This is a genomic window from Campylobacter sp. GTC17093, assembly GCF_055397635.1.
The window spans coordinates 954141-978390 of sequence record NZ_AP038832.1 but is presented as its reverse complement, the minus strand read 5'-3'; the positions used below and the strand labels follow the sequence as shown (position 1 = coordinate 978390).

General features: G+C 29.9%; 33 protein-coding genes. 7 read left to right on the top strand and 26 right to left on the bottom strand.

Annotated elements, in window-relative coordinates:
- Positions 1–2: 2 nt before the first annotated feature.
- From ACZ5VL_RS05085 to ACZ5VL_RS05060, 6 genes are all read right to left on the bottom strand, one after another.
- Complete coding sequence (locus tag ACZ5VL_RS05085) at positions 3–1328, bottom strand: SLC5/6 family protein (RefSeq protein WP_464197922.1); 1326 nt, start codon at positions 1326–1328, stop codon at positions 3–5.
- A 918-nt stretch (positions 1329–2246) separates the two neighbouring features.
- Positions 2247–2414 (bottom strand): hypothetical protein, encoded by a 168-nt coding sequence (locus ACZ5VL_RS05080; protein WP_464197921.1) that lies wholly within the window; start codon positions 2412–2414, stop codon positions 2247–2249.
- Positions 2415–2508: 94 nt separating this feature from the next.
- Entirely contained in the window at positions 2509–2658 is a 150-nt protein-coding gene (locus ACZ5VL_RS05075) for a hypothetical protein (protein WP_464197920.1), read from the bottom strand.
- A gap of 80 nt (positions 2659–2738) precedes the next feature.
- Entirely contained in the window at positions 2739–2891 is a 153-nt protein-coding gene (locus ACZ5VL_RS05070; protein ID WP_464197919.1) for a hypothetical protein, read from the bottom strand.
- A gap of 33 nt (positions 2892–2924) precedes the next feature.
- Entirely contained in the window at positions 2925–4931 is a 2007-nt protein-coding gene (locus tag ACZ5VL_RS05065; RefSeq protein ID WP_464197918.1) for a mechanosensitive ion channel family protein, read from the bottom strand.
- Positions 4921–5520, bottom strand: a complete 600-nt coding sequence (locus ACZ5VL_RS05060; protein WP_464200262.1) for a carbonic anhydrase — start codon at positions 5518–5520, stop codon at positions 4921–4923. Before ACZ5VL_RS05060 ends, ACZ5VL_RS05065 begins: the two co-directional genes overlap by 11 nt.
- A 210-nt stretch (positions 5521–5730) precedes the next feature.
- Between ACZ5VL_RS05060 and ACZ5VL_RS05055 the strand changes: the two genes are divergently transcribed.
- From ACZ5VL_RS05055 to tpx, 7 genes are all read left to right on the top strand, one after another.
- The gene (locus tag ACZ5VL_RS05055) at positions 5731–6417 is read left to right on the top strand and encodes a Bax inhibitor-1/YccA family protein (RefSeq protein ID WP_464197917.1); all 687 of its coding nucleotides are present in this window, start codon (positions 5731–5733) and stop codon (positions 6415–6417) included.
- A 124-nt stretch (positions 6418–6541) separates the two neighbouring features.
- Positions 6542–6898, top strand: a complete 357-nt coding sequence (gene secG, locus ACZ5VL_RS05050) for a preprotein translocase subunit SecG (protein WP_464200260.1) — start codon at positions 6542–6544, stop codon at positions 6896–6898.
- 4 nt (positions 6899–6902) lie between these two features.
- Positions 6903–7862: a polysaccharide deacetylase family protein gene (locus ACZ5VL_RS05045; RefSeq protein ID WP_464197916.1), complete on the top strand. Its 960-nt coding sequence runs from the start codon at positions 6903–6905 to the stop codon at positions 7860–7862.
- Positions 7846–8409 (top strand): ribosome recycling factor, encoded by a 564-nt coding sequence (frr, locus tag ACZ5VL_RS05040; RefSeq protein ID WP_464197915.1) that lies wholly within the window; start codon positions 7846–7848, stop codon positions 8407–8409. Before ACZ5VL_RS05045 ends, frr begins: the two co-directional genes overlap by 17 nt.
- 4 nt (positions 8410–8413) lie before the next feature.
- Positions 8414–9022, top strand: a complete 609-nt coding sequence (gene pyrE / locus ACZ5VL_RS05035) for an orotate phosphoribosyltransferase (RefSeq protein WP_464197914.1) — start codon at positions 8414–8416, stop codon at positions 9020–9022.
- On the top strand, positions 9023–9442 hold the full coding sequence (locus tag ACZ5VL_RS05030) for an RDD family protein (RefSeq protein WP_464197913.1): 420 nt from the start codon (positions 9023–9025) through the stop codon (positions 9440–9442).
- Positions 9443–9513: 71 nt separating this feature from the next.
- A complete protein-coding gene (gene tpx / locus ACZ5VL_RS05025; RefSeq protein WP_464197912.1) occupies positions 9514–10044 on the top strand; it encodes a thiol peroxidase in 531 nt (176 codons plus the stop codon).
- 25 nt (positions 10045–10069) lie between these two features.
- Here tpx and ACZ5VL_RS05020 read toward each other — a convergent pair whose 3' ends face one another.
- The 20 genes from ACZ5VL_RS05020 to moaA all read right to left on the bottom strand — a co-directional run bounded on the left by ACZ5VL_RS05020 (position 10070) and on the right by moaA (position 24244).
- Complete coding sequence (locus tag ACZ5VL_RS05020) at positions 10070–10807, bottom strand: tRNA 2-thiocytidine biosynthesis TtcA family protein (protein WP_464197911.1); 738 nt, start codon at positions 10805–10807, stop codon at positions 10070–10072.
- Complete coding sequence (locus tag ACZ5VL_RS05015) at positions 10804–11487, bottom strand: 5'-methylthioadenosine/adenosylhomocysteine nucleosidase (protein WP_464197910.1); 684 nt, start codon at positions 11485–11487, stop codon at positions 10804–10806. The genes ACZ5VL_RS05020 and ACZ5VL_RS05015 overlap by 4 nt, the downstream gene beginning before the upstream one ends.
- Positions 11484–12416 (bottom strand): ACP S-malonyltransferase, encoded by a 933-nt coding sequence (gene fabD / locus ACZ5VL_RS05010; RefSeq protein WP_464197909.1) that lies wholly within the window; start codon positions 12414–12416, stop codon positions 11484–11486. Before fabD ends, ACZ5VL_RS05015 begins: the two co-directional genes overlap by 4 nt.
- Before the next feature lie 18 nt (positions 12417–12434).
- On the bottom strand, positions 12435–13037 hold the full coding sequence (locus tag ACZ5VL_RS05005; protein ID WP_464197908.1) for an FKBP-type peptidyl-prolyl cis-trans isomerase: 603 nt from the start codon (positions 13035–13037) through the stop codon (positions 12435–12437).
- Between the two features lie 116 nt (positions 13038–13153).
- The gene (trxB, locus tag ACZ5VL_RS05000; RefSeq protein ID WP_464197907.1) at positions 13154–14092 is read right to left on the bottom strand and encodes a thioredoxin-disulfide reductase; all 939 of its coding nucleotides are present in this window, start codon (positions 14090–14092) and stop codon (positions 13154–13156) included.
- 14 nt (positions 14093–14106) lie between these two features.
- A complete protein-coding gene (trxA, locus tag ACZ5VL_RS04995; protein ID WP_464197905.1) occupies positions 14107–14421 on the bottom strand; it encodes a thioredoxin in 315 nt (104 codons plus the stop codon).
- 57 nt (positions 14422–14478) lie between these two features.
- Positions 14479–14817, bottom strand: coding sequence for a YraN family protein (locus tag ACZ5VL_RS04990; protein WP_464197903.1), 339 nt, complete (start codon positions 14815–14817; stop codon positions 14479–14481).
- Between the two features lie 2 nt (positions 14818–14819).
- Positions 14820–16088, bottom strand: a complete 1269-nt coding sequence (locus ACZ5VL_RS04985; protein WP_464197901.1) for a homoserine dehydrogenase — start codon at positions 16086–16088, stop codon at positions 14820–14822.
- On the bottom strand, positions 16088–17290 hold the full coding sequence (locus tag ACZ5VL_RS04980) for an LL-diaminopimelate aminotransferase (RefSeq protein ID WP_464197899.1): 1203 nt from the start codon (positions 17288–17290) through the stop codon (positions 16088–16090). Before ACZ5VL_RS04980 ends, ACZ5VL_RS04985 begins: the two co-directional genes overlap by 1 nt.
- A gap of 15 nt (positions 17291–17305) precedes the next feature.
- A complete protein-coding gene (locus tag ACZ5VL_RS04975) occupies positions 17306–17947 on the bottom strand; it encodes a hypothetical protein (RefSeq protein WP_464197897.1) in 642 nt (213 codons plus the stop codon).
- Positions 17941–18915: a helix-turn-helix domain-containing protein gene (locus ACZ5VL_RS04970; protein ID WP_464197895.1), complete on the bottom strand. Its 975-nt coding sequence runs from the start codon at positions 18913–18915 to the stop codon at positions 17941–17943. The genes ACZ5VL_RS04975 and ACZ5VL_RS04970 overlap by 7 nt, the downstream gene beginning before the upstream one ends.
- Positions 18908–19588 (bottom strand): 23S rRNA (guanosine(2251)-2'-O)-methyltransferase RlmB, encoded by a 681-nt coding sequence (gene rlmB / locus ACZ5VL_RS04965; protein ID WP_464197893.1) that lies wholly within the window; start codon positions 19586–19588, stop codon positions 18908–18910. The genes ACZ5VL_RS04970 and rlmB overlap by 8 nt, the downstream gene beginning before the upstream one ends.
- A 36-nt stretch (positions 19589–19624) precedes the next feature.
- The gene (rsmI, locus tag ACZ5VL_RS04960) at positions 19625–20437 is read right to left on the bottom strand and encodes a 16S rRNA (cytidine(1402)-2'-O)-methyltransferase (protein ID WP_464197891.1); all 813 of its coding nucleotides are present in this window, start codon (positions 20435–20437) and stop codon (positions 19625–19627) included.
- Positions 20437–20637 carry a 50S ribosomal protein L31 gene (gene rpmE / locus ACZ5VL_RS04955; protein ID WP_464197889.1) on the bottom strand — a complete coding sequence of 67 codons (201 nt, stop codon included), beginning with the start codon at positions 20635–20637 and terminating at the stop codon, positions 20437–20439. The genes rsmI and rpmE overlap by 1 nt, the downstream gene beginning before the upstream one ends.
- Positions 20638–20707: 70 nt before the next feature.
- Positions 20708–21373: a 16S rRNA (uracil(1498)-N(3))-methyltransferase gene (locus tag ACZ5VL_RS04950; protein ID WP_464197887.1), complete on the bottom strand. Its 666-nt coding sequence runs from the start codon at positions 21371–21373 to the stop codon at positions 20708–20710.
- Positions 21373–21735, bottom strand: a complete 363-nt coding sequence (locus ACZ5VL_RS04945) for a hypothetical protein (RefSeq protein WP_464197885.1) — start codon at positions 21733–21735, stop codon at positions 21373–21375. The genes ACZ5VL_RS04950 and ACZ5VL_RS04945 overlap by 1 nt, the downstream gene beginning before the upstream one ends.
- A 29-nt stretch (positions 21736–21764) precedes the next feature.
- Entirely contained in the window at positions 21765–21944 is a 180-nt protein-coding gene (locus tag ACZ5VL_RS04940) for a hypothetical protein (protein ID WP_464197883.1), read from the bottom strand.
- 1 nt (position 21945) lies between these two features.
- The gene (locus ACZ5VL_RS04935) at positions 21946–22527 is read right to left on the bottom strand and encodes a 6-pyruvoyl trahydropterin synthase family protein (RefSeq protein WP_464197881.1); all 582 of its coding nucleotides are present in this window, start codon (positions 22525–22527) and stop codon (positions 21946–21948) included.
- On the bottom strand, positions 22527–23279 hold the full coding sequence (locus ACZ5VL_RS04930; RefSeq protein WP_464197879.1) for a 7-carboxy-7-deazaguanine synthase QueE: 753 nt from the start codon (positions 23277–23279) through the stop codon (positions 22527–22529). The genes ACZ5VL_RS04935 and ACZ5VL_RS04930 overlap by 1 nt, the downstream gene beginning before the upstream one ends.
- Positions 23279–24244, bottom strand: a complete 966-nt coding sequence (gene moaA / locus ACZ5VL_RS04925; RefSeq protein WP_464200258.1) for a GTP 3',8-cyclase MoaA — start codon at positions 24242–24244, stop codon at positions 23279–23281. Before moaA ends, ACZ5VL_RS04930 begins: the two co-directional genes overlap by 1 nt.
- Between the last annotated feature and the right edge of the window lie 6 nt (positions 24245–24250).

Here is a 24250-nt window from a genome sequence, read left to right as displayed (position 1 = left end):
CCTTAAAATGTATATATAACTGTAATAATTGTTAAAAGTCCAGTTATTAGCACAAATGCATCCAACGCTTTATTTTGAAATTTTTTCATTTTTGAAACAGTGTAAATTGCAATCATTGGCATTATAAATAAAATTGCAGCTATAATTGGTCCGCCTAAATTTTCTATAAATCCTAAAACACTTGGATTTATATAAGCCACAATTAGCATTATAATATACATAACAGATGTTGAAATTACAGCTATTTTTTTCATATTAGGATTTGAATTTCCAGAAAGTTTAGCACATTTTCTTACTATTCCATATGCACCTTCTCTAGCGCCAAAATAGTGACCAAAAAATGATGTAGCAATAGCCAAAAATGCAACTGCTGGTCCGCCATAAGAGATTAATGGATTTTCAAGTTTGTTTGCAAAATATGATAAAACTGGTATATTTTGAGCTCTTGCATCTGCAAATTCAGCTGGAGCAAGAGATAACGTACAACTTATAACAAAAAACATTACAAAAATTAATAACATTATAGAAGTTCTAAAAAGAATTTGATTAGCTTTTTCAACAGATTTTTCTGGATATTGTCTTTTTACACTCAAAGAAAATGTAGAAATAGCAGGAGAGTGATTAAATGAAAAAACCAAAACTGGTAATGTTAACCAAACTATAGTAATGAACTTCCCAAATTCAGGAACAGTACTAAAGCTTTCAAAATTCCATTGAGGTATAAGATATAAAGAAAAAACCAGTAAAATACCACATAATGGATAAACCAATATCTCACAAACTCTTGTTATAAATTCTTCACTAAATAGCATAATAAGCATAAAAGTACTTACTAATAAAAATGCAAAAACTGCTCTATAAAATGGAGTAAGGTGTCCAACAACCCTACCAAATTCATTTGTAGATGTTGCGTACATAGAACTTAAGAAATGATGCATTGCGCCATTTGGATCTAAAAGTGGCAAAAGTTGGTTAAAAATAAAAGTTTCAAAAGTATTTGTTATACCAACACAGTACGCCAAACAGATTGGAAAAATAGCAAAAAAGTACAAAACAGATATAAACACACTTATCTTTCTACCAAAATATTCCTCAGCTGCATAAGTTATATCATGATCGCTACCTTCAGCTTGACAAACAAATCTACTTAATGCTCTATGGCTTAAATACACCATAGGAAATATAATGATACTCATAAGTATTACAGGCCAAAACCCACCAATACCAGCTTTTATAGGTAGATACAATATACCTGCCACAACAGCTGTACCAAACAATGAGAACATCCAACGCTTATCAAACTTTTTCCAACCTAAACTGCTTTCCATTTAAAAACCTTTTATGTAAATTTAGATACATATAGCCAAATTACGTTTGTATAATATTTATACAACATTTACTTGCTATAAAATTTTAGTTACCAAATTATCTCTTTTTAGAGCTTTATTTTTTCTGAAATATAATAAATATTTATTATATTTCATACAAATGTATCTTTTTGTAATAATTTTGATTTAATTTTAATAAAAATAGTTAAAAGCGACTTAAGAAATTAAAAAACAATATATAAAACGATTGCTAAATTATTAGTAGAAGCACTAGGAAGTATTTATGAAATCATACTTCATAATATATAAACTTAGATCAAAAGAAATAGCTATTCGCACATAAATATCAAAACACAGATTCTCTAATAGCAAGTCTTGCGCTTAAACTAATTCAATCAAAAATATTTCGATCTTATACTAACTATGATAAAGCAAAAAGTAAACTAAATCCTTAAATAAATAGCTCTATTCTTTTTATAAAAACAGCAATAATATAAGTTGGATGTTATGCATCAATCATGATGAGAGTAAATTTAAAACACTTTCTAATGAAATTTTAAACTTGGCGATCTATAAACAAAAGAATAAAAGATTATGATAAAAAGCTATAGATTAACCAAATAAGAGTCTGGAAGAAATGATATAAAATATATAAATTTCTTCGTAAGATAAAATAAAATTAAAAACAAAGAGTAGAATCAATAAACAAACCCTACCACAAGTAGCAAAATATATGAATATATCATAAGTCTAACATTTATAGATATTTACAAAATTTGAGAAAATAGCTATACTTTTGATATAAACACTATAACTTCCCCACAGTTTTTACAAACAAATTTGCTCCCTGATTGAATTTTACTATGAAGTTCATACGTCAAAAATCTCTTTTTACATGCACAAGAATATAAAAACTTTTCATCTTCTTTTATTATTTGTGAGACAATAGAAGTACAGGATTTTTTTCCAAGCTTCTATCTTCATATCTTCTTGTAAAATATACTCTAGTAACCATTTTTTAGCAATAACTCCAAGTTGTTCTTTCATATCATTTGCATTATGAATCTTATTAATAAGCTCAATCATACTTTGTATAATGTGATTATGAATTTTTTATGATCGCTTAATTTTGGATAAGCAATAGAGAGCATATAGCTCTCTTCGTCTGCAAAATGAGTTTTCATATAATCAAAGAAGCCATTAAAACTTCTTTGATTTGTTGTTTTGAAACATATTTGTGCTCTAAATTATAGGCAATAGCCGCAAGCTCGAATAGTTTTTTGTACTGAATATCTATATTTTCATTGCCTACACTGTACGAATTTCCCAAACAGGTAACATTTTAATCTTCTTTATAAAGTAAATTAAATATTATATCAAAAACACAAATTAGTTGCAAATTTGTTTTTACTAATAATCCTCTTCTTCATCCTCATCATCATAACTATAATCCCCATCATCGTATAAAAATGAGTTATTATTACTACCTTCTTCATAATCAAAATCGAAGTCGTTATTGTCTATAAACTCATCTTCATTATATTCGCTATTTTCATTATACATGTCTAACCTCTTTTCATTATAAATATTAAATCTCTAGCCTACTTGTCTTGTAGTAAGCTTAACGCCATTTAATTCCACTATATTTAAAATTTTCAGTATTATATCTTGTTTTACCCTAATATAATCACTTTTATTTATAGGTATAGTAAAAAATTCTATCTTAACAACTATACCATAATCATTTAAATCATCCAAAGATACGTAATATCCGCTTTTATATCCAGCTAAATCGTCAACTGAGACCATATTTTTACGATATCTTAAAAAATTGTTTTCATCTACTTCATTCATATTGGTTGATGTTTCTGGGTGTTCTACTATTAAATTTTGTATATCTTCAACGCATTTTTTTATTTGAAAAGTAGTTGTTTCAAAATTAAGACTTAAGTTTATTTTTACCAATCTACCCACAGTTCTTCTATTCCAATTCCTTATGGTACTATCGATTATTTTTGAGTTTGGAACATATAAAAGTGAGTTATCAGATGTTCTGATGGCTGTTTTTCTAAGTCCTGTTTCAACTATAGTTCCTTCTATATTTCCTGCTATAACAACAGAATCTCCTTGAGAAAAAGAATTGTCAAAAATCACCATTATAGAAGCAAAGAAATTTGCTATAATATCTTTTGTAGCAAGAGCTATGGCTAAACCACCAATTCCCAAAGATGCTATTATTGTAGAAACATCAAATCCAGCACTATTTAATATAAGAAGAAGAGCAACTATAAATATCATAATATAAGCTATTTTTATAATTAAATTTAAAACTTCTTTTCTGCTACTTTTCTTCGCAATTTTGCTAAAAACTATCATTCCATAGCCATCTAAAACACCTATAACAAGCCAAGCATAAAACACTATATAAGTTACTGAAAACACCTTATAAAATATCTGTGGTACCGGAGCTGGATAGTAAAATATCTTTACGCATATATCAGTAGCATAAGCAATAAGTAAAATTCCAAGAGGCTTTTTTATAGTATCTACAGCTTGAATCCTAAGAGCTTCTGACTGACTTTTTTCTTTCATTATAATTTTTTCAAAAATAAACAATAGTATCTTTGCTAAAATTCGCCTTAGAGAATAAAAAAACAGTGTTATAAAAACTATAATAACTATTTTGCCAACATCTACGCCATAACTTTTAAGATTCATATGTGCATTTATATGATCAAGCATGGTTTTTAAATTTACAAAATTTAAAACTGCACTACTTTCTAAAACAGAAACATTTTCAAGCAAATAATCAAATATTTCAAAATAAGTTTCTTTATTTAAGACAAGATTTTGAAAATTTTTGTTTATGTCTATAATGGCATCTTTATTTAATCCATCATATATCTCTTTTATTTCCAAATAATCCTTGGTTTGCAAAGATAATATGGATTTTTGAAGCATGACAGATATATCTTTTTTACTATCACCTCTTGTATACATTTTTTCCAGTCTTAAAAGAGTTGTGTAAAAAATTTCACTTATTTCTATATTATAATAATCAATCCTTGCAAGCATATACTCTTTAGATGATTTTGGATATTTTTCCAAACGATAACGAATTTGTTTTCTAAGCTCTATATAATTTAGAAGTTTTTCGTATGATATATTTTGATTAATTATGGCAGTTGGTATGTTTTCTAAAATCCTTAACTTATCTTTTTTTAGCTCATTTACATCCTCTAAGCTTGTGTTTCTATCTTGTAAAATTTTTATTTGGTAATTTAAATCTTTTATGCTATGAACAAGCGAATTAAGAGACTTTTTATCATCTATCTTTTTTATATCAGAAATATTTTCATCTACTATCTTTTGAGCAACAATCTCCGCTATTTCTTGCGTTTCGTTTATATCTTTCTCGTTTTTAGGGCTAATATCTACTAATTTACTAGCTATTTCATTTACTGCTTTTGATGTATTATTAGTGTCTACATTTCTAAGGGTTTTATCTATGCTTTTTTGCAATTCTTCTGAACTGGCACAAAAAAGAGTTGTGTTAAATGCAAAAAATATAATAAAAAAAATCTTCATCATTTTATTTTTCATTCTCTCCTATAAACTTAAACTGTTTAGTTTGAAAATCATACTCAAAAATTTCTCCAGTTTGTATGATGTAATGCCAACCATGTATATTGATCTTGCCACTTTCAAACTTTTCTTCTACGCCAGGAAAAGTAAGAATATTATCAATAGAATTTATGATATTTAATCTTTCTGTAACCCAACTTCTTTTGGATACGTCATTACCATAAAGCTCTAAAACTTCTTGCTTTATAGGCTTAAGTATTTCAAGCCATTTTTTAACATTTGGTATATCTTTAAATTTACTCTTATCATAGTAAAGCGCCTCACAGCCGCCACAGTTACTATGTCCACATACAACAATGTTTTTTAGATCAAAAACATTTATAGCGTATTCTATAGCAGAAGTAGTAGCCAAAAATTCATCACTTAATCTATATGGGGGAACTATATTTGCAATATTTCGCACTACAAAAAGATCTCCTGGTTTAGAACTTGTAATAAGATTAGGCACAACTCTAGAATCTGAACATCCTATAAACAAAGTATGCGGTGTTTGTTTTTCTCCCAAACTTTCAAACAAATCTTTGTGTTCTAAGTAACCATTTTCCATAAATTCGTTTACGCCACCAAAGAGTGTAGTTTTTATAAAAATTTTATCATTCACAACACTTATCCTTAATTATGAAAAATTTATAAAGCTAATGATTATATCAAAAAATAAATTTGATAAATATTATATTTATTTTGTAACCAAAACATATAATTTATATTTTGTTTACATAAAATTTGTTAAAATTCGAAAAAAATAAAAGGAGATTAGATGAGTTTATACGATAGAAATTATATTCAAAACGAAGCTCAAGATAGCTACTCGCAAAGCGAAAATTTACAAAGCAGTAGAAGCGAGTTTATTAAAAAAACATACCAATATTTAGCAGCATCACTACTTGCAGCTACAGCTGGAGCATATGTTGGTATGAGTATGGGGATAGCTCCATCATTTTGGTTTTTAATATTAGAAATAGCTCTTCTTGTGGGCTTAATGTTTGCCAAAAAAAATCCTGTTTTAGCAAGTGTGTTGCTTTTTGCATTTACATTTATTTCTGGATTTACGCTAGCGCCAACTCTAAATTTCTATTTAGCAAATGGTATGGGTGGAGCAATAACACAGGCTTTCTTGCTCACAACTGTTGCATTTGGTGGTCTTAGCATTTTTGCATTTAACACAAAAAGAGACTTTAGCGCAATGGGCAAAATGCTATTTATAACTTTGATAGTAGTTGTTGTTGCGGCTATTATAAATATTTTTTTACATAGCCCAATTCTTCAAATTGTTATAGCTTCAGTTAGTGCAATTTTGTTTAGTGCTTACATACTTTATGATACACAAAATATTATAAGAGGAAATTATGATTCGCCAGTACTTGGTGCAGTTGCCTTGTATTTAGATATAATAAATCTTTTCATTTCTCTTCTTCAAATTTTAGGTATATTTAATAATAAATGATTAACCCAAAAGCTAGGAATTGATCCTAGCTTTTTTATTCTTTAAAATTTAACCAAAATTTTATTAAAAATATTATATAATATATTCCTTTATTTATATATTTAAGGATTTTTTAGTGGAAACTATGTTACTTGTTTTTCAATTTATAATAGTTACAATTTTAACTATAACAGTATTATTACAAAAAAGCTCTTCTATAGGACTTGGCGCATATAGCGGAAGTAATGAGAGTCTATTTGGCGCAAAAGGTCCATCTGGTTTTTTAGCTAAATTTACTTTTGTACTTGGCATACTTTTTGTTGCAAATACAATAGCACTTGGTTATATGTACAATAAAACTTCTAATAAATCTGTTTTAGATAGAGTTGATAACAAAAACATAGTTATACCTCAAAAGAGTATAGATACCAACACTAGTATCATACCAGTAGCACCTACAAACATTCCAGCTACTAAAAAAGAGACAAACGAAACTAAGTAAAAGCATGCGTTATATATGTGCATTATTGATTTTTATCAATTTATTATATGGTGATGCACATATCTTTAATTATCATAGATTTGATGATTACAGGCATAAAAATACAAACATAAGCAAAAATAATCTTATAAAAAATTTTGAATATCTAAAAACTCATAACTATGAAGTTGTTCCATTAGATAAACTTATTGCAACTATAAATAATGGAGAGAAAATACCTAGTAATTGGGTAGTTCTTACTGTAGATGATGGATATAAAAGCTTCTATGAAAATGGGTTTGAAATATTTAAAAGGTATAATTATCCGTTTACTTTATTCATCTACACTGAAGCTATTGAAAAAAAGTATAAAGACTTTTTAACGCTAGATATGATAAAAGAGATATCCAAATTCGGAGATGTCCAATTACACAGTTATTCACATAGAAATTTGGTAAAAATGAGCGATGAAGAGATAAAAAATGATCTTGATATGTCTACAAAATTTTTTGAAAAAAGTTTAGGTTATAAACCAAAATGTTTATCGTATCCTTATGGCGATTATAGTAGAAGAGTTAATGATATAGCCTTACAAAATGGTTTTAATTGTATTTTAACTCAAAATTTTGGCGCCGTATCTTCACGACATGATAATGGGATTATTTTAGATAGGGCTTCTTTCAATAATGAAACAAAACAAAATGTTATGTTAGCAATAGAATATTTGGATGTAGAATGGATAAAACCAACTTCATTCCCTAAAGATAGCTTTATAGATAATATACAAGCCACACTATCTGATAAAAACATAAATGAGGTCAATCTTTTTATAAGTAGTTATGGTTGGCATAAGGTAGATATAAAAGACGGTATTTTAAATTTTACTTTAAATAAACCAATACAAAAAGATGCATTTAAAATAATATTAAAAGTAGGAAAAAAAGAAAATACAAACTTAATCATAAAGGATGAATATGCTAAATGAAATATATGAAAATCAAAAAGATTTAAGCGAGAAAGCAATCGATGCTCTTAAAAAAGATTTTCACACTTTAAGAACTGGAAAAGTAAACATCAATATAATTGATGGGATTTTTGTTGATTACTATGGTAACCCAACGCCATTAAATCAAGTTGCAACAGTTTTAGCGACAGATGCTACAACTATAACTATAACCCCATGGGAAAAACCTATGTTAAAAGCTATAACAACTTCTATACAATCTGCAAATATAGGTGTAAATCCAAACAATGATGGAGAATGTGTGAAATTATTTTTTCCCCCTATGACAAAAGAAGAACGTGAAAAAAATGCAAAACAAGCTAGAGCAATGGGCGAGAAAGCAAAGGTTAGCATAAGAAATATCAGAAAAGATGCAAATGATGACATTAAAAAGATAGAAAAAGATAAAACAGCATCTGAAGATGAGATAAAAAAAGCCTATGATGAAGTTCAAAAAATCACAGATAGTTATTCAAATAAAATAGACTCATTAGTAAAAGATAAAGAAACAGAACTTTTAAAAGTGTGAACCAATGAATATAAAACAAATTTACAAGGATTGTGGTGCTTTTTTAGAGGGGCACTTTTTATTATCAAGCGGAAATCACTCTCAGTTTTATCTACAAAGCGCAAAAGTACTTGAAAATCCAATACTTGCAGGTAAGTTAGCAGACGAGCTTTACTCTATTATTAAAAATCATGGCATAGAGTTTGACTCAGTTTGCTCTCCCGCAATTGGTGGAATATTGGCAGGATATGAACTAGCAAAATCTGCTTCAAAAAGATTTATTTTCACAGAGCGCGTTGAAAAAGTAATGAGTTTAAGAAGAGGTTTTGAGGTAAAAAAGGGTGAGAAATTCATAATCTGCGAAGATATAATCACAACTGGTGGATCAGCCATGGAAAGTGCTAAAATAATACAGAGTCTTGGCGGAATTATTGTTGGTTTCGCAGCACTAGCAAACCGTGGCTTTTGCGAAGTTACAAATCTAAAAAATAGCAGAAAAGATAATTGTAAGCTACCTTTTGATAAACCTCTTTTCACAATTGGAAATTTTGATTTTGAAATTTACGAACCAAAAAACTGTCCTTTATGTAAAAATGGAAGTATTGCTATAAAACCAGGTAGTCGTGGAAATTAAGTGGCCAAAACAAAAGTTATTATAGCTAGCCCATTAAGTAGAATAAAGGCATTTTTCATAGATATGTTTCTCATATCTATGCCGATATTATACTTAACAGCTTATGGTTTTTTAGATGGTAAAGACTCTTTTAAACAAAATCAACTTGCGATTTTTATTGACTGGGCTATATTTGGAATCATTTTATCTATATTCTTTGCAATTTCAGCTCAATCTCCAGGATACAGAGCCCAAAATATATACCTTATAGATACTAAAAATGGAAAAAAGGTTTCTTTTTTCCAAGCTATATTTAGATATATATGTTTTATCATATCTGGAGCAAGTATCTTAGGTATCCTCATATGCTTTTTTAGAAAAGACAAACTTTGTTTACATGATATTCTTAGTAGAAGTGCTGCCGTAACAAAAAAATCATAATTTTATATTAAGAGTTTATTCATCTTGTTTAGATAAAATTTTCTAAATTTTATTCTATCAAAGGAGAATATATGTCTACCGTAAAATTTAAAGGCAATACAGTAAATTTACAAGGAAATAGTATTGAAGTTGGCGATATGGCGCCAGTAGTTGAAGTAATCGGAAAAGATTTAAATCTAGTAAAAGTTGGCGGATCAAGTGACAAGATACAAGTTTTAATCACGGTTCCTTCTTTAGATACTGGAGTTTGTGCAACTGAAGCAAGAAAATTCAATCAAAATATAGCTGGAAAAGAAGGTGTAAATTTAACAGTTATATCTATGGATCTTCCTTTTGCTATGGGTAGATTTTGCTCAACTGAAAATATAGAAAAACTAACAGTAGGAAGTGATTTTAGAAATAAAGATTTTTCAAATGCTTATGGAATTTTAATGAAAGATGGTCCTTTAGCTGGACTTTGCGCAAGAGCTATATTTGTAGTAGGCAAAGACGGTAAAATCATTCATAAAGAGCTAGTAGATGAAGTTACTACAGAGCCTAATTATGATGCTATTAAAAGCGCATTAGGTGGAAGTTGTGGATGTAGTTGCGGTTGTAACTAAGTTTATTCTTGCTTTGGGCATAAAACTATTCAAAAAAAGTATCGCTATGAATATTTGTAAAAGCGGTTTTTAGACTTGTAAAAAGCTTTGGATTTTCTTTTTCTAACTTAGCAAGAAGTTCTTTTGTCTCATGCCTTGCATGAGGCATTTTTACATCAAATCTCATTGCCGGACACGCTTCATCACCTATAACTTGAAGTGAGTTTCTAGTAGCATTATCTTTAAGTTGTCTTTCTCTTACTTCTATAAGTGGTCTTATAAGAATTAAACCATTTTTAGCTATATACTTTGGAGCAAGAGTTCTAAGTGCTCCATTATAAGTAAAGTTCATAAAAAAGCTCTCAGCTGCATCATCTAAATGATGCGCAATTGCAAGTTTATTATATCCGCCATTTAAAGCATAAGTATAAAGATGTCCTCTTCTCATTCTTGAAAAAAAGCTACAAAAACTCGAGTTTTTGCGAATTTTATCTTTTGAAATTTCAAATATAGAGCTATCTATAACCTCATGATCTATGCCGTGTTCTTTGCAGTGATTAGAAAGATATGAAAAATCTTCACCCATACCATAGCTTAGGGTTACAGCTTTAAACTCCCATTTTACAGGACTTACACTACAAAAATGCTTCATTATATGAGCTAGAGATAAGCTATCTTTACCACCACTTAGGCCAAGTAAAATTTTGTCTCCATCTTCAAACATAGAGTATTTTGCATTTGTTCTTCCAACTTGCCTTAAAAGATTTTTTGAAATTTCAATCATATCATTTCGACCATTTCTAAAACAAAATTTGCGCTAGTTTTCGCACTTCCAAGTAGAAATTTATCAAAATCAAACTCAGCACCACCACTTGCCTCATCACTTATTGCTCTTAATATAAAAAATGGCACTCCCATGGATACACAAACAAGAGCAACAGAAGCTCCTTCCATTTCTACTGCATCAGCCTTAAAAGTATCCTTAATCCACTCTTTTCTTTCTTTTGTACAAACAAATTGATCTCCACTTGCTATAATGCCACCCATTAAATTTATACCAAGTTTTCCAGCAACATTTTTCGCCAATGCGTTTAATCTTACATCACTTTTTGAAAAAACTTCAATGCCTGGAACATATCCATACGGATGACCAAAAGCAGTAATGTCAAGATCATGTTGAACAAGCGAAGTTGCATACAGCATATCGCCTATTTTTAAATCTTCATTTAATGCCCCTGCCACTCCAGTAAAAAGTAAAATTTCAGCTCCAAATTTCTCTATCATTATAGTTGCACTAAGAGTTGAATTTACCTTACCTATCTTTGAATATGCTATTATTAGATCATGATTTTTATACTGCGCTATATAAAATTTATTATTCGCATGCGAAATTATATCATATTTAAGTTCTTTCAATATAGGAAAAATTTCCTCTTCCATTGCCCCAAGTATAGCTATTTTCAATATCTCTCCTCTATCATCTTACAAAACTCGTCAAGTGAGCTTATATCATAAATACTATAAGTTGGTTTTTGTGTTATTTTTTTATTCATACTCTTTAAAACACTTGAACCAATTTCTACAAAAAAATCCACTTCATCTTCTACATTTTTTATACTTTGCTTATATAAAACAGGTTTTACTAGCTGTTCTTCTAAAAGCATGAGTGCTTCTTTTTTAGTATTATAAGGCTTAGCATTAACATTTGCAATAACTTTTAAAAAACCATCTTTTATGATAGGCTCTATTTCTGCAGTAAGCTTATCGCAAGCTGTTTTTAAAATAGGACAATGGCTAGCAACACTCATATTTAGAAGCATAGCTCTTTTTGCGCCAGCTTCTTTAAAATTAGCTTCTGCATTTTGAAGATCGTTTTTAAGTCCAGCCACAACTATTTGTCCATCACAGTTGTAATTAGCCGCCCAAATTTGAGCTCCGTATTTTCTAGCAGCAGAGCAGATTTGTTCTATCTTTTCATCATCAAGCCCTAAAATAACCATCATAGAAGCCCCTTTACCTTCACAAGCTTCTTGCATAAATTTACCGCGTAAATTTACCAACCTAATAGTTTCTTCAAGTCCAATTGCACCATTTGCCCCAAGAGCTGAAAACTCGCCTAAAGAATGCCCTAAAGAAAAGTTCTGTTTTAAATCTAAACGTTCTTTTAAGGCAAGCAAAATCATGAATGAATTTAGAACTATTGCGGGTTGGGTAAACTCGCTTATATTTATATTTTCATTTTCATTAAAGAGTAAATTTTTAAAATCTATCTTGCAAATATCGCTACTATCGTTTAAAAGCTCTCTTGCTACACCAAAATTTTCATATATATCATGACCCATTCCAATACTTTGAGAGCCTTGTCCTGGGAAAATAAATCCTATTTTACTCATTTTATAAATCCATAATTATCAGTGTTTATGCCCACCGCAGCATTCATGATGTTTTCCATGCTTATGAGCGTTATCACCACAACATTCACCATTGCTATGATGATGTCCGTGTCCACCACAACATTCATGATCTTCATCATGTCCACCGCAACCGCAAACATGCGCACTAGCAACATGTCCTGTTAAAATCTCATCTTCAGTTGCGTCTCTTATTTCAGTAACTTTTACTTTAAACTCTAAATCTCTTCCAGCATAAGGATGATTAAAATCAACTATTACTGTTTTATCACCTATACTTTTTACAAGAACTCTAGCTGTCGTACCATCTTCGCCTTCTCCAAAAAGCTCCATGCCTTCTTGCAAATCTATGCCTGCGAATTGTTCTTTATCTATCTCTTGGAGAGCCTTTTCATCATATTCTCCCACTGCATCAGCTGCTTTAATTTTTACAGTTTTTTCTTCGCCAACACTCATTTTACAAACTTCTTCTTCCAAAGCTTCTATAATGTGGCCTTTTTTTGTAAGAAATGATATCTCTTGTGCATTAAAATTTGATTCTAAAAACTCTTGTGTATTTGCATCTTTTAGCTCATAAAACATTGATATTACTTTATTTTCCATATTTACTCCTAATAAATTTATATGATTGTAGCATATTTATTATAAATAACAATTTATAAAATTTGGGGATTTTAAATTTTGTTAAATAGCCTAAAATCGACCATTTAACAAATAAATTAATGCAGTGATTCTATGTAAGAAATAGCACCAAGTCCAGCTATAGCACCATCGCTTGCTGCGCATACAACTTGTCTTGGAGCATCTATTCTTATGTCACCCGCGGCAAAGAGTCCATCAACAGATGTTCTCATTTTAAGATCAACTATAACTTCACCATCTTTACTCATTTTGCAAAGATAAGATCCATCAACTTGTTTTAATACTTCATTGTTTACATTAAGTCCAACAAAGGTAAAAATTCCAGGAACTGCTATATCTCTAGTTTTACCATCATTAAATTTAACAATAACATTTGTCACGCCGCTCTTATCGCCTTTTATCTCATCTACTACGGCATTTAAAACGAGTTCTATTTTTTTATTTTTTTGCACTTTTTCAACTGTAACTGGAGCAGCCCTAAAGCCTTCTCTTCTATGTACTAAATAAACTTTTGAGCATATATTGGCTAGATAAAGCGCTTCTTCCAATGCAGTATCTCCACCGCCAACTACTACGACTTCTTTATTTTTATAAAAAAATCCATCGCAAGTTGCGCATGTGCTAACACCTCTACCAAAAAATTCAGCTTCGCCTTTACAACCAACTTTTTTTGGAACTGCACCAGTACAAATAACAACTGATTTTGCTTTTATATCTTTACCATCTTCTAAAATAATGCTAAATGTTTTATCACTATTTTTTACAACTCTTTTTATCAAAGCCATCTCGTGTTTTAAGCCAAAACGAGTAGATTGTTCTATCCAAGGATTCATAAAATCCATACCACTTTGAACTTGTGCAACACCAGGATAGTTTTCTAGCTCAGAGCTTGATGTTATTTGACCACCAGGCATACCTTTATCAAACATAACAACATCTTTTAGCCCACCTCTAGTTGCGTAAAGTCCAGCGCTAAGTCCAGCTGGACCGCCACCAATAATTCCTAAATCAAGCATATCAAGTATCCAAATTATAATAAAGAATTTAGCTTATCACTTAAAGCTTGTTTTGATTGAGCACCGATAACTTGATCTTTCAATTCGCCATCTTTAAAAAATAATATTGTAGGAATTGATCTAATTCCATACTGAGTAGCTAAATCTTGAGCTTCATCTGTATTTACTTTATAAATCTTTGCTTTTCCTTCAAAATCAGACGCAAGTTCTTCTATAACTGGAGCAAGCATTCTGCAAGGTCCGCACCATGGAGCCCAAAAATCAACTAATGCAACACCTTTTTTTGCCTCATCAAAATTTGAAGCGTTTAATTCTATATATTTTCCCATATTGTTTCTCCTAAAATAAATTTTATTACTTATGAATTATACTCAAAAAATATTAAATCAAACACTAACATTTTGTATAAATTCTATGTTGTTTTTTTCTATAGTTATTACATCAATTTGAAAATCATTATTAATAAATTGATTTTGCAAATACAAATTTATAGTTTTTAAAATTTTATTGTATTTACTTTTTGTAATTCGATATAGTGTTTCATAATCGCCATTTGTAGATTTAACTTCAATAAAATGAACAATATCGTCTTTTTTAGCAATGATATCTATCTCACCAAATTTAGTTTTATAATTTCTACATATTATTTTAAAAGAGTTATTCTCTAAAAATTTAACAGCCTTTTGCTCGCTATCAAAACCAAAAATATACTCTTTTAATCCCAAAATTAATTTTCTATCCTAATCATAAACGGCTTATCTTTTATGTAGCTTTCTTTTTCAAGTAAAGCAAACACCTTTTTTACATCTTTTTCTAAACTTGTATGAGTTATGAAAAATAAAGTAGCACCATCATCATTTTCTTTTTTAGGTTTTTGTAAAAATGTATCTATTGAAAGATTATTTTCACTCATAATATTTGTTATTTTAGCTAATACGCCTATATAGTCTTCGACTTTGAGTCTAAAATAATATTTTGTTCTTATCTCATCGCTATTTAATAGCTTTAAATTTTGACTTTCTAAAGATGATATTTTATATCCCAGCATTGGTCTTGATATATTTGTAGCTATATCTATAAGATCGCTTATAACGGCACTTGCAGTTGCTTTTCCGCCAGCTCCGGGTCCATAATACATGGTTTCCCCAACAATATCACCAAAAACACTAACGCCATTCATTACGCCATCAACTTTTGCTATCATATTGTCTTTATTCAATAAGGCTGGATGAACCCTAAGCTCTACATTATCGCCATCTTTTTTTGCAACACAGATTAATTTTATAACAAATTCAAACTCATTTGCAAAATAAATATCATCAAGCGTTATATTTTCTATACCTTCTATCAGTATATCTTCTGGTTTACCATGTACCCCATAAGCTATACTTGCTAGTATAAGAAGCTTGTGAGCAGCATCAAAGCCACCTATATCAAAGGTTGGATCAGCTTCAGCATATCCAAGTTCTTGAGCCTTTCTTAAAATTTCATCAAATTTAATGCTTTTTTGCATCATATTTGTAAGTATATAGTTACTAGTGCCATTCATAATACCAATAATCTTTTGTATATGATTTGCACTTAAGCCCTCTCTTAAAACCTTTATAATAGGGATTCCGCCAGCTACACTAGCTTCATATCCAAACGGAGTTCCTCCTGCTAAACTTTGAAGATCATATCTGTGATAAGCTAACATTGCTTTATTTGCTGTAACAACTGGTTTTTTATTTTTCAAAATTTTGCTAACAACCTCATAAGGCTGATTTATGCCACCCATTAGTTCAACAAAAACATCTATATCATCTCTATTTATAACACTGTTTAAATCATCACTAAGTGGTATAGTGCAATTTCTTTTTTTATCTAAATTTCTAACTACACCGATAACAGGATTTATCTTAACTCCAGCTCTAGCAGATATTATTTGTTTATTTTGCAAAAGAGCATTAGCCACCTCGCAGCCAACAGTACCCACACCTAGTATAGCTACATTCATTAAAATTCTTTAAGATATTTTTTTACATTTCTTGCGGCTTGACGAATTCTGTTTTCGTTTTCTATAAGAGCTATTCTTACATAATCATCTCCAGCCACACCAAAGCCAATTCCAGGACTTACAGCAACTCCGGCTTTTGTTATAAGTTCTTTAGAAAACGCCATGCTTTTTAAATTTAAATACTCAGGTATCTTTGCCCATACAAACATAGTTGCTCTAGGTTTTTGCATACTCCATCCTGCAGATTCAAAAGCATCCAAAAGAACTTCTCTTCTTTTTACATATTGTTCTCTTATTTCATCTACACATTCTTGAGGACCATCAAGTGCTATAGTTGCAGCAACTTGAATAGGAGTAAACATACCATAGTCTAGCCAAGATTTTATTTTTTTAAGAGCTGCTACTAGCTTTTTGTTTCCACATATAAAACCAACTCTCCATCCTGCCATATTATAAGTTTTAGAAAGTGTATATGCTTCAACTGCTACATCTTTTGCACCATCAATTTCGAAAATAGAAGGTGTTTTATAACCATCAAAAGCAAGTTCAGCATAAGCAATATCACTAATAATGTAAAATCTTTCTTTTTTCGCCATAGCTACAAGTCTTTGATAAAAGCTCTTCTCAACTGTAACCGTAGTTGGATTATGAGGAAAATTTACAACTACATATTTTGGTTTTGGTATACTCTCATCAAAAGTTGTCTGTAAATCTTTAAAAAATCTTTCTTCATCTAGTTTCAAATCATCGCTATAAGCAAGAGGCATTTTTGCCACATTTCCTCCAGCTATTATAAATGCTTGAGTATGTATAGGATATGCAGGATCTGGAACAACTGCAACATCGCCTGGGTTGATAATGGCAGTAACTAAATGCACAAAACCTTCTTTACTACCCATCGTAGCTACTATCTCAGTTTGTGGATCTAAGTCTACATTATAAGTTCTTTTATACCAGTTTGCACAAGCTAATCTAAGTTTGTAAATTCCTTGACTAACAGAATATCCATGAGTTTTATCTTTTGTTGCACTTTCACAAAGTTTTGCAACAATATGCTCAGGTGTTCTACCTGAAGGATTTCCCATTGAAAAATCTATTATATCTTCACCGTTTCTACGAGCAGCCATTTTAATTTCATTAACTTCAGCAAAAACATAGTTTGGAAGTCTTTCTATCCTATTAAAACGAATTTCGTCAAACATACTTTTTCCTTTTATTTACCTTGAGTGTATATAAATATTGAGTCCGCGTTTTATATTTTCTAAATTTTTTGCATCGCTTATAATTATATAATAAGCATTTTGCGGTATAGGAAGCGTAAAAGATCTAAGCGGCTTATCTCTTTGCTCGTGAGAAATTAAGTTCATATCTTTATCTAAAATTTTTGCATCTACAAACCAGCTATCTCCCGATTTTGCCATTATTTCTATACTTTTTGAGCCTTTTACATTTACAATATAATCTTCAAGTGGTCTTTGCAATTCTATCAAAGTATCTTTTGCATATTCGTTTGTTTGCAAGGATGCATTTGATAAGCTTATGGAATACAAATAGTATCCATCATTTTTTTTATTATCTAAAATTACAACATTTCTTCTTTTTAATTCATTTACTAAGGCATCTGGCTCAAAAGGAGCGCTTGTTTCTAAATATACTTCTAAAATTGAACCGTTTTGGGAATTTTGAAAGTTTTTTACTAATATAAACTTATAACCTAAGTTTTCAAGACTATCGTTTACTATTCTAGCAAATAAAGGCGTACCCTTTGTATCTAAATTGAAACGAATCGTTACATTAGAAGCATAAATAAAAATAGGCATAAATAAAATGCCCATACAAAATATAACTTTTTTTACCACGCTCTTCCTTTGTTCATATTAAGAAATTCATCAGCACTTATAGCTCTAAATTCTCCATCTTTTACTACATATCTAGCAGCATTTTGTGTGCCAGATGGTTTATTTTGACCATCTATATCTATAGTAAAGTTTCCATGTCCTGTTAGAATAAGTTGCGATTTGTTCATATCAATTTCATAATCTTTGTTAGTAGTAAATGTTTTTTTAGAGCCATTTTGCAAGTCTATTATACCTATCCAAATTGATGTTTTTGGTTTTATGGTAACTTTTTTGGATATATAACCAACAACTCCGTCGCTTGAAGCAAAAGAGGCATTTGTATCTGTTTTTAAAGAAGCATTAGTATCTTTTTTTGTAACATTTTCATCTGACATAACCAATGAAGTATTTTTATCACTAATTTGATTCACAAAGGATAAAGTACTTGTATCTGCATTTGTTGTGTTGATATCCGATGAAGTTTGATTATTTTCTTCTATGGTAGTTTCTAAAGCATTTGTATTATTTTGCTCTATTATATTTTTTTCTACTTTTTCAACTACTTTCGAATCAGAGTAAGTAACACTTCTATTGTCCTCATTTAATAAATTTGGCAACATAGTTATGTATTTTGCTGCATCAAAAAACCATGCCAAAAATACGACCATAATTAAAATTATAACACTGTAAAGACTAGAATGTGACTTATCTTTTTGTCTATATGCTGGTATTTTAGGAGAAACAAAAGGGGTTTGAGAAATTTTCTCATCAGAATTGTGTTCAAGTGAGTATTCTTCAAATTCTTTCATCCAGTTTTCAAAGTCCACATCATACTCTCTGGATAAAATTTTTATATAACCTTTAACATTTTTCTTACACAAAAATTCGAAATCTTTTTCAACTATTGCCTCTAAATATTTTAGCTCGATATGAGTTTTTCTAGCTACTTCTTTTAGACCTATCTCTTTTAACATATTTATGTTATTCATTCATAATCCTATCGCATATTATTGCAAAAGCCGCACTTACATTCAAAGAATCAAAACCGTTTTTCATGCAAATTCCAATGCATTCATCGGCCTTTGATAGAACTTTTTTAGGAATTCCATCGCCTTCACTTCCCATAATAAGGGCTACTTTTGTATTAAATTTGGTATTTCTAATATCTTTACCGCCACTTGCGGTTGTATAAACACTAAACTCACTCTGCTTTAGCTCATTTATAAGGCTAAGTCCGTCTGAATAAAGACAAATTGGTATTTCATAAGCTGCGCCACTACTTGTTCTAACAACGCCTTCCATAGCTACACTTTTTGCTACTATAATAATTCCATTCATGCCAAGTGCGTAGGCTGTTCTTATGATAGCACCTATATTTCCAACATCAGTAAGCTCATATAAAATAGCAATTTTGGTAAATTTTTTCATCTGAGAAATATCACAAAAAACAAAATCTTCAACTTCGGCTAAAAATCCCTGATGGTTTCCACCTCTTGCTAAAGCTTGAGCTTTTTTAAAATCAACTCTTTTAACTTCCAAATTTGCTTTGATTATTCTATTAAAAATAGCTTTATCACACTCTTTTGCTAGGTAAACACATTTTATTATTTCTTTTTTCTTGCTTAAAATGTGTAAAAAAAGCTGTTTTCCATATATAATCATAAATTAAATATTATCCAAAAATGTGTAAAAAATAGCTTATTTTATTATTTTTTCATATATTTTTTTTACATTTTCACCAGTTATTTTTGAAAGAAGTTTTGCCTTTATTTTTGGGGCTATATCAAGATCCATGATATCATCTTTAGTAATATTTGGGTGTGTATTTTCGTTACTACTATCAACAACTACACACCATTCACCTTTTAAATTCGCGTTTTTAAGTTTATTTAGTAAGTTTGTAGCACTATCTTTAAATTTGGCTTCAAATTTTTTTGTAGCTTCTTTAATAGCAAACACTTCTCTATTTGGATCTATTTTTGCAATCTCTTCTATTAGAGACGATATTCTTTGTGGGGATTCGTATATAACGCAAGGATATGGAAAATTTAGAGCATTTTGTAAAGCGATAGTTCTATTTCTAGATGTATTTGGCAAAAATCCCAAAAATATCCACTCTTTTTGCACTATCCCACTTGCAGCAACGCTTAAAAGTGCTGCATTTGCACCAGTTATTATTTCATAAGATATATTATTTTTTTGAGCAAATTTTACAAGTGTGATACCTGGATCACTAATGCAAGGCATTCCTGCATCACTTACATAAACGCAATTTTTTTCAAACATTTCTAAATTTATAGTTGAAAAAAATTCACTTTCATTGTGTGTATGAAGGGCATAAAATTTTTGTGGAGCTATGTGAATTTCGTATTTTTGGTTTAAGAGATTGATTAAAGTTTTACTAACACGAGTATCTTCGCAGATTAAAATCTCACACTTTAAAAGAACTTCTAAAGCGTGAGATGAAATGTCATCTAAATTGCCTATGGGAGTAGGAACAAAATAGAGCATTATTTCATGTTATATTTTTTCTTAAATTTATCAACTCTACCAGCAGAGTCTACGATTTTTTCACTTCCTGTGAAAAATGGGTGACAAGCTGAGCAAATATCTACTCTCATTTCATTTTTGTTTGACATAGTTGTAAAACTGTTTCCGCAAGCACAAGTTACTTTGCATTCAACATATTCTGGATGTATTTCTTTTTTCATTGTATTATTTCCTTCAAGCGTCTTTTTTTGAAAGCTTTGATTATACACTAAATTTAATAAAAAATCAAATTTATAAAAGCATCTTTCCAGCAATGCCTATAATTGCAGTTTGTGAACGCAAAATAAAGTTTGGTTCAAGACAGTAACTTTTAGGAATTTTTGCTATATCATTTTTTGAAAAGCCGCCTTCTGGACCAATAAATAAAATATCTTCTCTATCGCCATTTAAAAACTCTCCTAAATTCTCGCCTCCAAAATCAATTCTTGCTACATTTTTATATTTTGTAAGAAGTTCTTCTATGCTAGAATAAATTTCTATTTCTAAAAGCGAACTTCTACCACACTGTTCACATGATGAGATCAAAATTCTTTCACATCTATTCATATCAAATTTAAAGTTTTTTTGAGAAAACTCTGTATAAACTAAAATGAGTTTTTTTAACCCCATTTCATTTAGATAAGGTAAAACTTTTTCTACTATTTTTATATCCACAACACTCCAAGCTATGGTTAAATTTGATACCGAATTTAAAACTTTGTTAGAGCTTTTAAAGCTTAAAAACGCTTCTTTTCTATCAATCTTTATTATTTCATAAAGGTGATTAAATCCATCTTTTAAATTTTGTACATTTATCCTATCACCAACTCTTGCTCTTCTTGCTTTTAGATGTAAAAATTGCTCACCTTTTATGCTAATATTTTTATTTGATGCATCATTCGAGTATAAAAACTGCATTAAACAAAACTCACAAAAAATATTACTAAAGCATCCATGAAAACTTTTTTATTTGCTTTTTTTCTAAACTCGCTGAAATTTTTTATTTTTCTTGCGTTTTTCAGCATTTTAAACTCATATATCCCAAGTCCAATTAGAACAAAAACTCCCAAAATCATCATGTAGGAACTTAAGCTAATATCGAATTTATAAATCGCAGCCATATTAAAACCACTTAGGGCAATGAGAGTTAGTATTGTGTAATAAAATGGAAAAAAATTACGAAGTCTTATGGCATACTTAACATCATTTATCTTATAGTTTATAAGAAAAAAATGCAAACAAATAGCTAGTAAAATAACGCAAACAAAAGCTATATGCATTTTGTAGCTTGTAGAATAAAATAGCTCCATTACTGTTCTGGAACGGGTTCTGGTGGATTTTGTATATCTATATTTGGCTTGTTTTCATTTATACCAATTGGAACATCTTTAGGTGGTTCGCTGAAATTTATATCCATCATTTCTTTTGGCTCATCACTGCAACCAACAAAAAAAAGCACAAATATAGCAAATAAAAATATTTTTTTCATCTTAACACTCTTTTTTAGTTTGTATCATTTTACCACTTTTAATCTTTTCAAACAAGAGTTTATCTTCCCATTCATCTATTATGTCTTGCGAAAATTTAATCTCATCAAGCAAAATTTGACCCATATTTTCATTATAAGCATCTTCTTTAAAACACTGAGCATAACCAGTTGCGGTTTCATGGACAATTATACTATGAAGCTTAACATTTTTTTCACCATTATTCATAGTGCTTAAAGAAAGTAATTTATCTATGATTATAAAAAATATCCTACAAAACTGCTCTGCACTTGGATTTTGGGGTATTTCTATCCATCTTTTTGAGTACTTTTTTATATCTTCTATGTAATTTTTATCATCTTTGCTATAAAGCGTAGTTGAATGATCAAAGCTATCAATAATAGTTTTTATGCCATCTTTCATAAGTCCAAAATCATAAACCATTCCAGCATTATCTAAGAAATTTGACTCAAGCAAAACCTCACATTTATAAGAATGACCATGAATGCTTGTTTTGCATCTTTTTGAACTACAAAATCTTACAATATGCGCATTTTCAAAATCAAATATTTTTCTTATTATCATCAAACTCCTTCTTTATCATTCCACAACCTAATGTGAATTCTATCTGTGTAATTATATCCATTTTTTATGCAGTATGCACAAACAATATTTGCGTTTGTACTAAGTTCATCTTTTGCTGCACCTAGTGGCATGCAATACACTTCATTTGGCATTAAATTTAAAATTTCTTTTATCTCTTTATCTAAAATATCGATATTTTTTGCATCTAAAACAAATTTATAAAAGCTGTCTTTTGCGTTTTTCTTGATAGCTTTAAGTGCATCTAAATTTATGCGCTTTTGTTTGCTTTCTCCACTATTTGACAACTTTATACTCACGCAAAAAATACAGTTTTTAAACTCACTAAATTTATCAAAATCAATAAAAATAGCTCCATTTGTCTCAAAGTGAACTTCAAATTTATGCACTAAAAGATAGTTTATAAATTCTCTAAAAATCTCATTTTTGTGATGAATTAATGGCTCTCCACCAGTTATTACGATAATGGGTTTTAAATTTAAAGGTATTTTTTCTACACTTAAGCTTAAAAGCTCTTTTAAATTTGAAATCTCTTGATATGAAAAATGTGAAGTTTGAACAGCTCTTATCGTATCGCAACCTGTCAGTATTTCGTCTGTTTTTGGTGATTTTAAATTTACACCAAAGCCTTCGCATCTAAAGTTACATCCAGCAAATCTTAAAAAAAGTGCGTATTTGCCGGCATATTTACCCTCACCTTGTATACTTATAAAGCTCTCAACTAAATTTAGCATTAACCGCCTGTCTCATAAAAAGCTCGGTTTGAAACCTCATCGCCCTCTTCTCCCCATTTGTTTTTCTCGGGTTTATTGTATATAACATTACGCAAAATCTCACTTGCTGCTTTTATATCACCATTTTTAACAGCTTTTTTTATACTAAGCGCATCATCAAAATAAAGACACGGTATAAGTAGTCCCTCTGCACTTAGTCTAATGCGATTACAGCTCTCACAAAAATCGTGTTTGTGTGGCGCAATGATGCCAAATTTATACCCATCTTCTAACTCAAAAAGAGAAGATGGCGAGCTTGCCTCTTTTGAAATCTCTTTTATGTTGTATTTTTTAGATATTATACTTAAAATTTCGTTTTTATCTAATCCTTTTATCTCATCACTACCATAAATATTTTCCATATATTCTATGTATCTTATTTGGGCATTTTTTGATCTAGCAAAATCCATTAAGTCCACAAGCTCATCTTCATTTAAACCCTTTAATGCAACTGTATTTAGTTTGATTTTAAAGTCATTTTGCACAGCAGCCTCAATGCCTTGTAAAACTTTTCCTAAAACATCTTTTTGTGAAATAAACTTTGCCTTCTCTGGCTTTAGCGTATCAATAGAGATATTTAGCCTTTTTAATCCAGCTTTTTTAAGCTCAGCTGCTTTTTCTTTTAAAAAATACCCATTTGTGGTCATTGCAAGATCAAGCCCTGATTTATAATCATTTATCATAGCTATAAACTTATCCACATCTTGCCTGACAAGTGGCTCTCCGCCAGTTATCCTAATCTTATCAATGCCTTCATCAATTGCAACTTTTATAAACAAAAAAAGCTCTTCAAAGCTAAGTAAATTTTCTTTAGGCTGCCATTCAAACGGTTTTGTAGGCATACAGTATTTACACCTAAAATTACATCTTCCAGTAACAGAAACTCTTAAATAATTAATCTTTCTTCCGTATTTATCTACCATGATATTCCT

Bases quoted from the DNA above. Each gene is read 5' to 3' on its own strand.
- ACZ5VL_RS05085 (WP_464197922.1), bottom strand. From the start codon at position 1,328: ATGGAAAGCAGTTTAGGTTGGAAAAAGTTTGATAAGCGTTGGATGTTC.
- ACZ5VL_RS05080 (WP_464197921.1), bottom strand. From the start codon at position 2,414: ATGATTGAGCTTATTAATAAGATTCATAATGCAAATGATATGAAAGAA.
- ACZ5VL_RS05070 (WP_464197919.1), bottom strand. From the start codon at position 2,891: ATGTATAATGAAAATAGCGAATATAATGAAGATGAGTTTATAGACAAT.
- ACZ5VL_RS05065 (WP_464197918.1), bottom strand. From the start codon at position 4,931: ATGAAAAATAAAATGATGAAGATTTTTTTTATTATATTTTTTGCATTT.
- ACZ5VL_RS05060 (WP_464200262.1), bottom strand. From the start codon at position 5,520: ATGGAAAATGGTTACTTAGAACACAAAGATTTGTTTGAAAGTTTGGGA.
- ACZ5VL_RS05055 (WP_464197917.1), top strand. From the start codon at position 5,731: ATGAGTTTATACGATAGAAATTATATTCAAAACGAAGCTCAAGATAGC.
- secG (WP_464200260.1), top strand. From the start codon at position 6,542: ATGTTACTTGTTTTTCAATTTATAATAGTTACAATTTTAACTATAACA.
- ACZ5VL_RS05045 (WP_464197916.1), top strand. From the start codon at position 6,903: ATGCGTTATATATGTGCATTATTGATTTTTATCAATTTATTATATGGT.
- frr (WP_464197915.1), top strand. From the start codon at position 7,846: ATGAATATGCTAAATGAAATATATGAAAATCAAAAAGATTTAAGCGAG.
- pyrE (WP_464197914.1), top strand. From the start codon at position 8,414: ATGAATATAAAACAAATTTACAAGGATTGTGGTGCTTTTTTAGAGGGG.
- tpx (WP_464197912.1), top strand. From the start codon at position 9,514: ATGTCTACCGTAAAATTTAAAGGCAATACAGTAAATTTACAAGGAAAT.
- ACZ5VL_RS05020 (WP_464197911.1), bottom strand. From the start codon at position 10,807: ATGATTGAAATTTCAAAAAATCTTTTAAGGCAAGTTGGAAGAACAAAT.
- fabD (WP_464197909.1), bottom strand. From the start codon at position 12,416: ATGAGTAAAATAGGATTTATTTTCCCAGGACAAGGCTCTCAAAGTATT.
- ACZ5VL_RS05005 (WP_464197908.1), bottom strand. From the start codon at position 13,037: ATGGAAAATAAAGTAATATCAATGTTTTATGAGCTAAAAGATGCAAAT.
- trxB (WP_464197907.1), bottom strand. From the start codon at position 14,092: ATGCTTGATTTAGGAATTATTGGTGGCGGTCCAGCTGGACTTAGCGCT.
- trxA (WP_464197905.1), bottom strand. From the start codon at position 14,421: ATGGGAAAATATATAGAATTAAACGCTTCAAATTTTGATGAGGCAAAA.
- ACZ5VL_RS04985 (WP_464197901.1), bottom strand. From the start codon at position 16,088: ATGAATGTAGCTATACTAGGTGTGGGTACTGTTGGCTGCGAGGTGGCT.
- ACZ5VL_RS04980 (WP_464197899.1), bottom strand. From the start codon at position 17,290: ATGTTTGACGAAATTCGTTTTAATAGGATAGAAAGACTTCCAAACTAT.
- ACZ5VL_RS04970 (WP_464197895.1), bottom strand. From the start codon at position 18,915: ATGAATAACATAAATATGTTAAAAGAGATAGGTCTAAAAGAAGTAGCT.
- rlmB (WP_464197893.1), bottom strand. From the start codon at position 19,588: ATGATTATATATGGAAAACAGCTTTTTTTACACATTTTAAGCAAGAAA.
- rsmI (WP_464197891.1), bottom strand. From the start codon at position 20,437: ATGCTCTATTTTGTTCCTACTCCCATAGGCAATTTAGATGACATTTCA.
- rpmE (WP_464197889.1), bottom strand. From the start codon at position 20,637: ATGAAAAAAGAAATACATCCAGAATATGTTGAATGCAAAGTAACTTGT.
- ACZ5VL_RS04950 (WP_464197887.1), bottom strand. From the start codon at position 21,373: ATGCAGTTTTTATACTCGAATGATGCATCAAATAAAAATATTAGCATA.
- ACZ5VL_RS04945 (WP_464197885.1), bottom strand. From the start codon at position 21,735: ATGCATATAGCTTTTGTTTGCGTTATTTTACTAGCTATTTGTTTGCAT.
- ACZ5VL_RS04940 (WP_464197883.1), bottom strand. From the start codon at position 21,944: ATGAAAAAAATATTTTTATTTGCTATATTTGTGCTTTTTTTTGTTGGT.
- ACZ5VL_RS04935 (WP_464197881.1), bottom strand. From the start codon at position 22,527: ATGATAATAAGAAAAATATTTGATTTTGAAAATGCGCATATTGTAAGA.
- ACZ5VL_RS04930 (WP_464197879.1), bottom strand. From the start codon at position 23,279: ATGCTAAATTTAGTTGAGAGCTTTATAAGTATACAAGGTGAGGGTAAA.